The 12,874-nt window shown below is 68.5% G+C and carries 12 protein-coding genes and 1 tRNA gene; 5 read left to right on the top strand and 8 right to left on the bottom strand.

From position 1 onward, the window contains the following. Positions 1 to 3: 3 nt before the first annotated feature. Positions 4 to 795, top strand: coding sequence for a tryptophan 2,3-dioxygenase (kynA, locus tag QGN17_RS08385; protein WP_281044026.1), 792 nt, complete (start codon positions 4 to 6; stop codon positions 793 to 795). After that, positions 792 to 2,021 carry a kynureninase gene (kynU, locus tag QGN17_RS08380; RefSeq protein WP_281044025.1) on the top strand — a complete coding sequence of 410 codons (1,230 nt, stop codon included), beginning with the start codon at positions 792 to 794 and terminating at the stop codon, positions 2,019 to 2,021. The genes kynA and kynU overlap by 4 nt, the downstream gene beginning before the upstream one ends. A gap of 99 nt (positions 2,022 to 2,120) precedes the next feature. Here kynU and QGN17_RS08375 read toward each other — a convergent pair whose 3' ends face one another. From QGN17_RS08375 to moaA, 4 genes are all read right to left on the bottom strand, one after another. Next, the gene (locus tag QGN17_RS08375; RefSeq protein ID WP_281044024.1) at positions 2,121 to 2,354 is read right to left on the bottom strand and encodes a hypothetical protein; all 234 of its coding nucleotides are present in this window, start codon (positions 2,352 to 2,354) and stop codon (positions 2,121 to 2,123) included. Positions 2,355 to 2,417: 63 nt separating this feature from the next. Further along, positions 2,418 to 2,492: transfer RNA gene (locus QGN17_RS08370), tRNA-Asn, on the bottom strand. Positions 2,493 to 2,589: 97 nt separating this feature from the next. Continuing rightward, positions 2,590 to 3,393 carry an NAD kinase gene (locus tag QGN17_RS08365; RefSeq protein ID WP_281044023.1) on the bottom strand — a complete coding sequence of 268 codons (804 nt, stop codon included), beginning with the start codon at positions 3,391 to 3,393 and terminating at the stop codon, positions 2,590 to 2,592. Between the two features lie 12 nt (positions 3,394 to 3,405). After that, the gene (moaA, locus tag QGN17_RS08360; protein ID WP_281044022.1) at positions 3,406 to 4,416 is read right to left on the bottom strand and encodes a GTP 3',8-cyclase MoaA; all 1,011 of its coding nucleotides are present in this window, start codon (positions 4,414 to 4,416) and stop codon (positions 3,406 to 3,408) included. Positions 4,417 to 4,650: 234 nt separating this feature from the next. Between moaA and QGN17_RS08355 the strand changes: the two genes are divergently transcribed. Further along, the gene (locus QGN17_RS08355; protein WP_281044021.1) at positions 4,651 to 6,597 is read left to right on the top strand and encodes a putative bifunctional diguanylate cyclase/phosphodiesterase; all 1,947 of its coding nucleotides are present in this window, start codon (positions 4,651 to 4,653) and stop codon (positions 6,595 to 6,597) included. Positions 6,598 to 6,643: 46 nt separating this feature from the next. Then, positions 6,644 to 7,765 (top strand): tRNA guanosine(34) transglycosylase Tgt, encoded by a 1,122-nt coding sequence (gene tgt / locus QGN17_RS08350; RefSeq protein ID WP_281044020.1) that lies wholly within the window; start codon positions 6,644 to 6,646, stop codon positions 7,763 to 7,765. 1 nt (position 7,766) lies between these two features. Here the strand turns inward: tgt and QGN17_RS08345 are convergent, their stop codons facing one another. The 4 genes from QGN17_RS08345 to QGN17_RS08330 all read right to left on the bottom strand — a co-directional run bounded on the left by QGN17_RS08345 (position 7,767) and on the right by QGN17_RS08330 (position 11,240). Further along, entirely contained in the window at positions 7,767 to 8,108 is a 342-nt protein-coding gene (locus QGN17_RS08345) for a hypothetical protein (RefSeq protein WP_281044019.1), read from the bottom strand. A gap of 92 nt (positions 8,109 to 8,200) precedes the next feature. Continuing rightward, entirely contained in the window at positions 8,201 to 9,205 is a 1,005-nt protein-coding gene (locus QGN17_RS08340; protein WP_281044018.1) for a GGDEF domain-containing protein, read from the bottom strand. A 119-nt stretch (positions 9,206 to 9,324) separates the two neighbouring features. Continuing rightward, entirely contained in the window at positions 9,325 to 10,680 is a 1,356-nt protein-coding gene (locus QGN17_RS08335) for a DEAD/DEAH box helicase (RefSeq protein ID WP_281044017.1), read from the bottom strand. An 89-nt stretch (positions 10,681 to 10,769) separates the two neighbouring features. Next, complete coding sequence (locus QGN17_RS08330; protein WP_281044016.1) at positions 10,770 to 11,240, bottom strand: hypothetical protein; 471 nt, start codon at positions 11,238 to 11,240, stop codon at positions 10,770 to 10,772. Between the two features lie 144 nt (positions 11,241 to 11,384). Between QGN17_RS08330 and QGN17_RS08325 the strand changes: the two genes are divergently transcribed. Continuing rightward, the gene (locus QGN17_RS08325) at positions 11,385 to 12,836 is read left to right on the top strand and encodes an FAD-binding oxidoreductase (protein WP_281044015.1); all 1,452 of its coding nucleotides are present in this window, start codon (positions 11,385 to 11,387) and stop codon (positions 12,834 to 12,836) included. The last annotated feature ends 38 nt before the right edge of the window (positions 12,837 to 12,874 follow it).

Below are 12,874 nucleotides of genomic sequence, written 5' to 3'. Positions count from 1 at the left end.
CCCATGCCCGACACGATCACCTATCGCAGCTACCTCCGCCTACCCGACCTGCTCGATTGCCAGCATCCGCTGTCCGACGCGCATGACGAGCTGCTGTTCATCGCGATCCATCAGGCCTCCGAAATCTGGCTGAAGCTGGCGCTGCACGAACTGCACGCCGCGCGCGCGCTGGTCGCCGCCGACGATCTGCGCCCCGCCTTCAAGATGATGACCCGCGTCGCTCGTATTCAGGAGCAGATGATCCGCAGCTGGGAGGTGCTGGCGACCATGACGCCCGCCGACTATACCAAGATGCGTGGCAAGCTCGGCACCAGTTCGGGCTTCCAGTCCGACCAGTATCGCGAGATCGAGTTCATGCTCGGCAACAAGGATGCGGCGATGGTCGAGATCCACGCCGACGATCCGCCGACGCACGCGCGGCTGAAGATGCGGCTCGCGCAACCAAGCCTCTACGACGAGGCGTTGCGGCTGCTGGCGCGGCGCGGGCTAGCCATTCCCGCGAGCGTCACCGAGCGCGACTTCACGCAGCCCTACGCCGCCTCGCCTGAGGTGGAGCGCGCCTGGGCGGAGGTCTACGCCGACACCGACCGCTACTGGGATCTCTACGAACTGGCCGAGAAGCTGGTCGATATCGAATATCACGTCCAGCTCTGGCGCTTTGGGCATTTGAAGACGGTGGAGCGGGTGATCGGATTCAAGACGGGCACCGGCGGTACGGCGGGGGTGCAATATCTCGCCAAGGTGCTGGAAAAGGCCTTCTTCCCCGAACTGCTGAGCGTGAGGACCGCGCTGTGAAGTCGCTGGACGAGGCACGGGCGCTCGACGCAGCCGATCCGCTGCGGACGTATCGCGATGCGTTCGATCTGCCGGCGGGCGAGATCTACCTGGACGGCAATTCGCTAGGCGCCCTGCCGCGCGCGACGGTGGCGCGGCTGGCGGGCACGGTTCGCGGCGAGTGGGGACGCGACCTGATCCGCAGCTGGAACAAGGCCGGCTGGATCGATGCCCCGGCACGTGTCGGCGGCAAAATCGCGCAGTTGATCGGCGCGCAAGCCCACGAGGTGCTGGTCGCCGATTCCACCTCGGTCAATCTCTTCAAGCTGTTGGCAGCGGCGGTGAAGGCGCAGCCCGGGCGCCGCGTGATCCTGTCGGAGCCGGGCAATTTCCCGACCGACCTCTATGTCGCGCAGGGAGTGGCGGAGACGCTGGGAGCCGAACTGCGGCTGGCACCGCGCGAGGCGATCGTCGAGGCGCTGGACGAGGATGTCGCCGTCCTGCTGCTCACCCACGTCCACTATCAAAGCGCCGCGATGTTCGACATGGCGGCGATCACCCGCGCCGCGCAGGCCAAGGGTGCGCTTGTGCTGTGGGACCTCAGCCACAGCGCGGGCGCGGTGGCGGTGGATCTCAACGCCGCGAATGCCGATCTCGCGGTCGGCTGCGGCTACAAATATCTGAATGGCGGCCCTGGCGCGCCCGCCTTCCTGTTCGTGGCCGAGCGGCATCAGGCGGCGCTGCGATCGCCGCTGTCGGGCTGGATGGGCCACGCCGCGCCGTTCGACTTCGGCGACGACTACGCGCCGGGCGAGGGCATCTCGCGCTTCCTGTGCGGCACCCCGCCGATCCTCGGCCTCGCCGCGCTGGAAGAGGGGGTGGACCTGTTGCTCGGCGCCGATCTGCCGGCGCTCTACGCCAAAGGGCAGGCGCTCTGCTCGGCCTTCATCGATGTCGTGGAGGATCGCTGCGCCGGTCTCGGCCTGACGCTGGCGACGCCGCGCGAGGGGGCCACACGCGGCAGCCACGTATCCTTCCGCCACGAACAGGGCTGGCCGATCATGCAGGCGCTGATCGCGCGCGGCGTCATCGGGGATTTTCGCGCGCCGGACATCCTGCGCTTCGGCTTCACGCCGCTCTACGTGGGTTTCGAGGATGTCTGGAACGCTGCCGAAATCCTGCGCGACATCCTGACGACGGGCGCATGGGACGACCCGGCGTTTCACGCCCGCGCGGCGGTCACCTGATGCGGCGGGGCGGCGGCGCGTAACCCGCCGCCTTCAGCACGTCCGACCCGAAGCGGAATTTCGCCCACGCCCACCACAGGCGGTAGCGAAGTCCCCGCATCAGCCCTGCGCCTGCTCGGCGGCCAGCGCCTCGATATCGTCCGGATTGAGGATCCACCTCCGCGTCGGGCGATCCTTACGCGGCACCGGCTGGGTCAGCAGGATGCGATGATCCGCCTTCGCCGAAGCTTTGAGCGCCGCGAAATGACGGATGCACTCGGACAGGGGCGCGACCAGCGGCGCGGTGCCGTCGAGATCGAGGAGAGTGGCTTGCTGATCAAGGGCGATGGGCACGGCGCTGCTCTCCGTGGAACACGGCGGCTGGTGGCGCCGATGGAGGAATAATCCTGTGTGAAATGGCTCCCCGGGTAGGATTCGAACCTACGGCCGCTCGATTAACAGTCGAGAGCTCTACCGCTGAGCTACCGAGGAATGACCATTTCCGCCGCCCGTTTCCAAGCGAGGCGCGCCCTATGCAACTTCCGTCGGGGCGTTGCAAGCCCCTTTGCACGGCTGCGGTAAACAACCGCTAAACCGCGAATTGCTCCATGGTGATCCGATCGTCGAGCGCGTGTTCCGGATCGAACATCAGGGTCAGCGCGATCGAGCGATCCATCGAGACGTGGACCACCGATACGTCGCGAATCTCGCGCTGATCCGCCACCGCGGAGACCGGGCGCTTGACCGGATCGATCACCCGGAAGGAGACGCGCGCCGTCTCGGGCAGGATTGCGCCCCGCCAGCGGCGCGGGCGGAAGGCGCTGATCGGGGTGAGGGCGACGAGGCCGGAGCCGAGCGGCAGGATCGGCCCCTGCGCGGAAAGATTGTAGGCGGTGGAGCCGGCGGCGGTCGCCACCAGCACGCCGTCGCAGACCAGCTCCGGCAGCACTACGCGATTGTCGACGCTGACTTCCACCCAGGCGGTCTGGCGGGTTTCGCGCAGCAGCGAGACCTCGTTGATCGCGGGCGAGGCGAAGCGCTCGCCGTCGATCGTCTCGGCCTCCATGCGCAGCGGTGCGACCGAGAAAGCGCGGGCGCGGGCGAGCCGATCGGACAGCGCATCGAGCCGCCACTCGTTCATCAGGAAGCCGACCGTGCCGAGGTTCATGCCGAACACCGGGCGGACGCGATGCTGGTCGAGCATCCCGTGCAGCGTCTGGAGCATGAAGCCGTCGCCGCCGAGCGCGATCACCACGTCGGCTTCGGCGGGCGTGACGAATTCGTAGCGCTGGCGCAACTCCGCCTCCGCCGCCTGCGCGGCCGGTGCGGGCGAGGCGACGAGTGCCATGCGGCGAAGCTCCTGCCGGGTATCCCGACCACGCTGATCAGTCATGAATCGGGTCGCTCATCCGCCGGTGACGCTCATGTGACGGGCGACGGCCGGCGCGGCACCGCGACCGGCGATCTCGAAATGGTGGCGGCGCGGCTTCAGGCGCAGCGCCTCGTCGATCGCCTCGTCCAGCGCAGCGCGGCCGCCGGTGCGCAGCGCCTGCTTGAGGTCGACATGATCGTCATGGCCGAGGCACATGGTGAGCTTGCCGTCCACGGTGACGCGCAGCCGGTTGCAGCCGTCGCAGAAATTGTGGGTGAGGGGTGTGATGAAGCCCAGCCGCCCGCCCGTCTCCGCGACGCGGAGATAACGCGCCGGCCCCCCGGTGCGATGCTGCTCGGGCGTGAGCGTGAAGCGCTCCTCCAGTTTCGTCCGGACGCCGTCGAGCGGCAGGTAGCGATCGGTGCGATCCTCGTCGACGACGCCGAGCGGCATCGTCTCGATCAGCGTCAGGTCGTGCCCCTCGGCGCCGCACCATTCCAGCATCGGCGCGATCTCGTCCTCATTGAGAGATTTGAGCGCCACCATGTTGATCTTGATGCGTAATCCCGCCACCTGTGCCGCCGCGATGCCGTCCAGCACCTGCTTCACGTCGCCGGTGCGGGTGATGTGGCGGAAGCGGTCCGGATCACGGCTGTCGAGGCTGACATTCACCCGCCGCACTCCGGCCTCGAACAGCGCCTGGGCATGATCTGCCAGCTTCGTGGCATTGGTGGTGAGGGTCAGCTCCTCCAGCCCGTTGCCGATCTGGCGGCCGATCATCCGGGCGAGATCGTCGATGCCGCGCCGGGCGAGCGGCTCGCCGCCGGTCAACCGGATGCGGGTGACGCCGCGCGCGACGAAGGCGTCGGCCAGCTCCGCCAGTTCCTCCAGCGTCAGGACTTCCCGGCGCGGCAGGAAGCTCATCGCTTCGCTCATGCAATAGCGGCAGCGTAGATCGCACCGATCGGTCACCGAGAGGCGGACATAGCTGATCCGCCGGCCGAAGGCGTCGCTGAGCGACGGGACGGGAGGCGGGTTCGTCATGAAGCGGAGTTAGGGCGTCTGCCGCGCTCCAGCAAGCCCAGCCGCGCCCGAAGCGGGACAGATGGAGCGGCGATGCCGCTTGGAGGCTTGAGGCGGCGGCGTTAGCGTGCTTCCGCTCCGGGCCCACTGACACCCGGACGGGGGAGAGCGACCATTTCGGCGAGCGACGAGTTTCCGGCGGGTTCCGCGCCTCTGTTTCTGCTGTCGTTCCGGCAGCGTGACGAGCTGGCGCATATGGCCGAGCGCGCGGGCTGGGCGGCGATCGCGGCGCGGCGCAGTGAGGGGCTGGAGAGACGCTTCCTTGCCAGCGGCGCTTCGGTGGTGGTGATCGACGCGCGCGCGACGCTGGCCGAGGGACTCGCCGCCGCGCGCCAGTTGGCCGATGCGGTGCAGGCGAACGGTGCGGCCCTCCTCTTCCTGATCGGCCGCCGCGAGGCCTCGGCGGTGGCGGCCGCGTTCGAGGCGGGGGCGACGCACTATCTCGCCATGCCGTTCGCGGAAGGCGAGTTCGCGCAGGCGCTCCGCTTCGCGCAGCGTCATGCCGAGCGGCTGGCCGGAGGGCATCGCGCGGCGGCGGGGCGAGCCAAGCTGGTGGAGAGCGAGGCGATGACCTGGCGCTGGACGCCGGCCAGCCCGGCGCGCGTCGCGCTCAGCCCCGCGCTGGCGCAGGCGACGGGCCACGCGGAGGAGGAAACCGATCTCTCCCGTCATGTCGCGCAGCGGTTGCTGGGCCGTGGCGGGCTGCGATCGGCGCTCCACGCGGTCGCCCGGCTACGGGAGGAGGGGGGCGTCTCGCCCTTCGCGCACAATGCGCAGGACGGGCGCCGCGTCGCGCACCATCTGATGCTGGAGGAGGATGCGATCGTCGGCCATGTCGAGCCGCTCGACGCGATGCGCGCCTCCGATACGCACCCGCGCGATCCGTTGACGGGGCTGGACGACGGCTATGGCGCGCGGCGCTGGATCGAGGGGCGGCTGGCGCAGGCGCAGGCACCCGTGCTGATCGTGATCGGCCTGTCGCGTTTCGATATGGTCAATGCCGCCTTCGGGCGCCCGGTGGGCGACGCGATCATCCGCTCCGTGGCGCGACGGATCGAGCGACTGGCGGCGGGGAGCGGCGGTGCGAGGCGGCGGCTGGTCGCGCGGCTGGCGGGCGCCGAATTCGCGATCGGCCTGCCGCCGCCCGCCTCGCTGGACGAGGCGGAGATGCTGGCGGGCGAACTGGTCGCGGCGATCGCGCGGCCGTTCGTGGCGGGCGAGCATGTCGTCAATCTGACCGCGCGCATCGGCATCGCGACGGCCGGTGGGGCGGATGCGGGGCAGCTTCTTCGCCACGCCAGTCTCGCGCTCGCCGACGCGCGTGACGGCGAGGCGGCGCGGGTGCGTGTGTTCGGCGACGCGCAGGAGGAGCGCCGCGCCGAGAATCGCCGGCTGGAGCTGGACCTGCGCCTCGCGCTCGACGAGGACCGGATCGAGATCGTCTGGCAGCCGCAGGTGGCCGTGGCGAGCGGCGCGATCGCGGGCGTCGAGGCACTGGCGCGCTGGAACCATCCGGTGCTGGGCGAACTCGGTGCCGAGGCGTTGTTCGCGGCGGCCGAGCGATCGGATTATCTGGCGGAACTCTCCCGCCATGTGCAGGCCAAGGCAATCGCCGCCGCCGCCGGCTGGACGGGCGCGCTCGCCGGCCTGCGCGTCGCGATCAACGTCACTGCGACCGACATCGCAGAGCCGGGCTTCGCGACGCGGATGCTGGCGATGGCGGCGGAGGCCGGCCTGACCAACCGCCTGACGGTGGAGATCACCGAGGGCGGGCTGATCGAGGATCTCGGCGGTGCGGCCGAACTGCTCGCCGAATTGCGTTCCGGCGGGCTGCGGGTCGCGATCGACGATTTCGGCACCGGCTATTCGAGCCTCGCCTATCTGAAGGCGCTGCCGCTCGATACGATCAAGATCGATCGCCGGCTGACGCAGGACATCGCCGGCTCTCCGCGCGATCGCATCGTGGTGCGCGGCGTGATCGACATGGCGCGCTCGCTGGGCCTCGCGGTCGTGGCGGAGGGCGTGGAGACCGAAGAACAGCTCAGCCTGCTCGCGGCGGAGGGCTGCACTTACTATCAGGGTTTCCTCTGCTCGCCGCCGGTGGATGTGAGGGCGCTGGAAGGGCTGGTTCGCGCCGCCTGAAGCCCTCTCCCTTTCGGACAGGGGAGAGTTGCCCTACAGGCCCCGCATGACCCGTTTCTCCTTCACCATCGCGGCGACCGACGGCAAGGCGCGCACCGGCACCATCGCCATGCAGCGCGGCGAAATCCGTACCCCCGCCTTCATGCCCGTCGGCACCGCCGGTACTGTCAAGGCGGTGAAGCCGGCGGACGTGCGTGCGGCGGGCGCCGACATCATCCTTGGCAACACCTACCACCTGATGCTGCGGCCCGGTGCCGAGCGTGTCGCGAAGCTGGGCGGGTTGCACCGCTTCATGCAGTGGGACCGGCCCATCCTCACCGATTCAGGCGGTTATCAGGTGATGTCGCTATCCGCTCTGACCAAGCGGAGTGAGGAGGGGGTGGCCTTCGCCAGCCATCTCGACGGATCGCGCCACATGCTGTCGCCGGAACGATCGATGGAGATCCAGCGCCTGCTCGGTTCCGACATCGTGATGGCGTTCGACGAACTGGTGCCGACCACATCGACCCGCGAGGTGCAGGCGGCGGCGATGGAACGGTCGATGCGCTGGGCGAGGCGATCGCGCGCCGCCTTCGATGCGGGGGGCGACCATGCGGAGCGCGCCGCGCTGTTCGGCATCCAGCAGGGCGCGCTCGACGAGCGGCTGCGCAAGGCGTCGGCCGATGCGCTGCTCGACATCGGCTTCGACGGCTACGCGGTCGGCGGCCTCGCGGTTGGCGAGGGGCAGGAGGCGATGTTCGGTTGTCTCGATTACGCACCGGGTCAACTCGATCCAATGAAGCCCCGCTATCTGATGGGCGTCGGCAAGCCCGACGACATCGTGGGGGCCGTGGAGCGCGGCATCGACATGTTCGATTGCGTGCTGCCGACCCGCTCGGGCCGCAACGGGCAGGCCTTCACCTGGGACGGGCCGATCAACATTCGCAACGCAAAATTCGCCGAGGACCAGACCCCGCTCGATCTTGAAAGTCCGACGGCGCCCTGGACCAAGGCCTATCTCCATCATCTCATCAAATCGGGCGAAATGCTCGGCGCGATGTTGATGACCGAGCATAATCTCTGGTTCTATCAGCGACTTATGCAGGGTTTGCGCGATGCGATATCGGACGGGCGGCTGACCGCTTTCGCGGATGATTTCCGGGCGCGGTACACGCGACCCAAAAGCTGAGCTATTTCAGCTCCTTCATCGCCATGTCGCGCAGGGTCTTGCGGGTCTTGTCGGTGTTGCCCTTCACGAAATCGGCGGCATTGGCGAGCTTGTAGAGCTGCGCCAGCGCGCTGAGCGAGGAGGCGTAATTCGCCTCCTTCGTTCCGCAATCGGCGATGGCGGCATCGGCCACCTTGTCGTGATCCTTGATCTTGGACGCCTTGTGGTGCGTCGCCTTCAGCACGCAGTTGCGCCACTGCGCATAGGCGAACACCTCGGTCGCGGTGACGCGATCCTGCTCGGATTGCGTATCGGACGCAGTCGAGGAAGCGGCCAACTGCGCCGCGGCAAGGAACACCAGCACCGAAGACTCCTGCGTGGAGCCGTTGTCATACAAAATCGGGGGTGAGGGGCGTCAAGCCGGAATGGCGCGGCGGATCGCGCTCGCGACGATTTTTACGCCGCCGCCTTCCAGCAGACGACGCGATCGCGGCCGTCGGCCTTGGCGTCGTAGAGCGCGGCATCGGCGCGGTCGATCAGCGTTTGCGCGCTGTCGTCGGAGAGCAGGCCGGCGACGCCGAGCGAGAGCGTCACCCGGCCGACTTCGCGTCCGGAATTGCGGGCCTTCACCGCCCGGCTGCCGATATGCTGGCGGAAGCGGTCGGCGAACTGGAACGCCTCTTCGGCTTCATGCGCGGGCATGACGATGACGAACTCCTCGCCACCCCAGCGCGCGACGAAGCCGCGACCGTGGAAGAAGCGCTCGAGGCTCGCGGAAACGAGGCGCAACACCTCGTCGCCCATGCGATGCCCGAAATTGTCGTTGAACTTCTTGAAGTGATCGATGTCGAGGAAGATCAGGCTGAGCGGCCGGCCTTCCTTGCGCGCGCGTTCCAGCTGCGCGTCGAGATAGTCGCAGCACGCCTTGCGATTGGACAGGCCGGTGAGCGCGTCCGATCGCGCATCGACGCGGGCGATCTCCAGATCCTGCTTCAGCACGTCGATTTCGCGGCTGGAGGCGGCGAGTTCGGCCTGCAGCTGCTCGGTGGTGGCGAGCATGTGATTGGTCGCGTCGATCATCTCGGCGAGCATCTGGCGCTGGCGCTCCAGCGTGGCGGACGCGTCGATGTCCGAACGGCTGAGCCTGACGACATAGTCGCGCGCGCCGGCATCCTGGCGCTCGACATAATCGTTCATGCGCGCAAGCTGCGCCTCGGTATCCTCGAGGATGCGGCTGACGCCTTGGCGGCCGGTGCCGTAGAGATCGCGGCGGATGTTGGCGATCAGGCGATCGGCGAGCGTGCCGTGGTTGCGGCGGGCGATGTCCACCGCGTCGACCAGCTGCGGATCGGCCGCCGTCACGTAGCGATAGAGGAAATCATAGTTGGACGGGGTGGGCGCGATCGCGCCCTCCTCCAGAAGGGCACGGATGCGATCGAATGTGCCTCTGCTCTCGCTCACTGGCGTGGCCGTCCCATCCCTCAAGCCCACGGTCACCGCCCCCCGGCGGTCTGGATTCCCGTGTGCAGGAGTGAGGTGTAGCGCGCAGGCGTTAAGAAATGCCGAAAAGGGTTTCGACGTCAGTCGAGGATGCGCACCGACAGGAAAGCCGGGACCGGGCCGTTCCAGCTGATGTCGGCGTCCGCCGCGATCGGCTCGGGCGTGTTGTGGTGCGGCGCGGGCGCGTCGCGGCGGTCGCGTTCACGCGGCGCGCGCTCGCGGCGGCTGGAGGTGCTGCGCTCCTCACGGGCCGGGCGCTCGGCGCGCTCCGCACGCGCTGGCCGTTCCGCGCGGGGTGCCGATGCTTCGGCCTTTTCGGCCTTGGCGCCTTCGATGCGCGGGATGGTCTGGCCGGTCAGCTTCTCGATATTCGCGATGTTCTCGGCATCCTCATCGGTGATGAGGGTGAAGGCCTTGCCGGTGGCACCCGCGCGGCCGGTGCGGCCGATGCGGTGGACGTAATCGTCCGGGTGCCAGGGCGCATCGAAATTGTAGACGTGGCTGACGCCCTTGATGTCCAGCCCGCGCGCCGCGACGTCGGACGCGACGAGGATGTTGATCTCGCCGGCCTTGAACCGGTCCAGCTCCTTCAGGCGCGAGGACTGGTCCATGTCGCCATGGATTTCCCCGCTCGCGAAGCCGTGGCGGCGGAGCGACTGGTTAAGCTCGCGCACCGTGGTCTTGCGGTTGGCGAAGATGATCGCGGTCTTCACGTCGTCGGCGCGCAGCAGGTCGCGCAGGGTCCCGCGCTTGCCGCGCGACGTGGTGGTGACCAGCTTCTGCTCGATGGACGCGTTGGTCGATCCGGTGCGCGCCACCTCGATCTGCTTCGGGTTGGACAGGAACTTGTCCGCCAGCTTCTTGATCGGCGGCGGCATGGTCGCGGAAAAGAGCAGGGTCTGCCGGCTGGTCGGCAGCTTGGTGCAGATTTCCTCGATATCCGGGATGAAGCCCATGTCGAGCATCCGGTCCGCCTCGTCGATGACGAGCATCGAGCAGCCGGTGAGCAGGATCTTGCCGCGCTGGAACAGGTCCATCAGGCGGCCCGGCGTGGCGATGAGGACATCGACGCCCTTTTCCAGCGCTGCGACCTGATCGCCCATCTGCACGCCGCCGATCAGCAGCGCCATCGAAAGCTTGTGATACTTGCCGTATTTCTCGAAATTCTCGGCGACCTGCGCGGCCAGTTCGCGCGTCGGCTCGAGGATCAGCGAGCGCGGCATGCGGGCGCGGGCGCGGCCGTGGGCGAGGATGTCGATCATCGGCAGCACGAACGAGGCAGTCTTGCCCGTGCCGGTCTGCGCGATCGCGATCAGGTCGCGCATCATCAGCACCGGCTGGATCGCGGCCGCCTGCACCGGCGTCGGCTCGGTATAGCCGGCCTCGGTGACGGCGCGGAGGGTTTCGTCGGACAGGCCGAGATCGGCGAAGCTCATGCAGGAATCCGGATTGGTCCGCACACGTGCCTGCGCGCGGAAGCGTCGCCGCGCTTAAGGTTTGAGCCGCCAGAGTCAAGCGAAACGGGCTATTTGGCCGGATTTATCGGCGTCAGGGCACGGAATTTGTCGATCTGGCAGTCACCGCCCGATCGGGTGTGGACCGAGTCGCGATCGGCGCAGATCTTCCCGTCCTGCGGCGCGCGGACGTAGAAACCCGAATAATAATCCAGCGACGGACACTCGTCCTGCAGCTTGGCGCGCACGCGCTTGCCACCCTTCAGGATGAAGTCGACGCTGTCCGGCGTCGTGATCGCGGCGCCGCCGATCGCGGCGGAATCGATACATTTCGGTCCCTTATGTTCCTTGAACGCCGGGGACGGCGGCGGATCGCCCGCAGGTCGATAGCGCGCCGACTTGCGCGCGGGGATACGGATGATGACCGACTGCACGAACGTCGTCACGCTGGCGAAAGCGCTGCCCGAGGTGGCATTGCCACGCGGCGGCGGTGCCGGGTGGGAGCCGAAGGCGAGAAGGGAGGCCAATGCGACGGCGATCACCGGCGGCGGCCCAGAGGCGATTTGGTCATGACAGGGGCGGACGCTGACCGGCTCGCCTTGAACAGTCGATGAATTTCAGCGGTGAAATGCACTGTCACGTCGATGAGATTGTCTCACGGCGGGGCAAACGTCTAGGACGGGGCCATGCCTTTTCCCGCGCCTTCCGCCGCCCTGCTGGGCGATCTCGCCGGACGATTGGGTCCGCAGGGCTTCACCGTCGATCCCGCCGATCTTGCGCCGTGGCTGACCGACTGGCGGCGGCGGGTGACGGGGGCGGCCGCGGCTTTGGTATCGCCCGCGAGCGCGGAGGAGGCGGCCTTCGTCGTGGCCCGTGCGGCGGCGGAAGGCGTGGCGATCGTGCCGCAGGGCGGCAACAGTTCGATGGTGGGGGGCGCGACGCCCGCCGGCCCCGCCGAGGGGCGCGCGCTGCTCGTCTCGATGCGGCGGATGCGTGCGATCCGATCGGTGTCGCCGGCCGACAATGCCGTGGTCGCCGAGGCCGGGGTCGTGCTCGCCGATCTGCATGAAGCGGTGGAGGCCGAAGGACGCCGTTTTCCACTGTCGCTCGCGGCGAAGGGCAATGCGACCGTCGGCGGGCTGGTCTCCACCAATGCGGGGGGTACGCAGGTGCTGCGCTTCGGGCCGATGCGCTCGCTGGTGCTGGGGCTGGAGGCGGTGCTGCCCGACGGATCGCTGCTCCATGGCCTCGCGCCGCTGCGCAAGGACAATCGCGGCTACGATCTCAAGCAGTTGCTGATCGGCGGGGAGGGAACGCTCGGGCTGGTTACCGCCGCGACGCTGCGGCTGGTGCCGGCGTTCGAGACGCGTTCGGTCGGCTGGATCGGCCTGCGTTCGGCGGAGGACGCACTCACGCTGCTTCGGCGGCTGGAGGACCGGCTGGGCGAGGCGGTGGAGAGCTTCGAGCTGGTGCCGGCAGAAGGGCTGGCGCTGGTCCTGCGTCATATCCCCGATACGCGCGCGCCTCTGGCGGAAAGCTGGACCTGGAACGTGCTGGTCGAGGCCGTCGGCAGCGGCGACATCGGTGAGCGCCTGCAGAACGAGCTGATGGACGCGATCGAACAGGGCCTCGCCGGTGACGCCACCATCGCCGCCAGCGAGGCGCAGGCGGACGCGCTGTGGAAGCTGCGCGAGAGCCTGTCCGAAGCCGAGGCGCGAGACGGCATGGCCGCCAAGCACGACATCGCCGTGCCGGTCGCCGACATGCCCGGCTTCATGACGCGGGCGAGCACCGCGGTGACGGCGCGCTTTCCTGGCGTACGGCCGATCGCCTTCGGGCATCTCGGCGACGGCAACGTCCATTTCAACGTCCGCGCGCCGGAGGGGGGCGACGACAAGGCCTGGTTCAAGGCGCAGGCGGCCGCCGTCTCGCGCTTCGTCCACGGCCTCGTCACCGAATCGGGCGGCACCATGTCGGCCGAGCACGGCATCGGCCGTTTCAAGCGCGCGGACTTCGCGGCGCTGGCCGATCCCGTTCGCCTCGCGGCGATGCGCGCGATCAAGGCGGCGCTCGATCCGGCCGGAATCATGAACCCCGGAGCCTTGCTGCCGCTTGCAGAAGACGCCCCCGGCCAATAGACGACGGTGCTTCGTCGGGGCGGGGGGCCGTGCCGACC

This window comes from Sphingomonas oryzagri (assembly GCF_029906645.1).
Classification (GTDB): Bacteria; Pseudomonadota; Alphaproteobacteria; order Sphingomonadales; family Sphingomonadaceae; genus Solisphingomonas; species Solisphingomonas oryzagri.
Note: the sequence above shows the minus strand (reverse complement) of the source record. Positions and strands in the feature narration are given on the sequence as shown.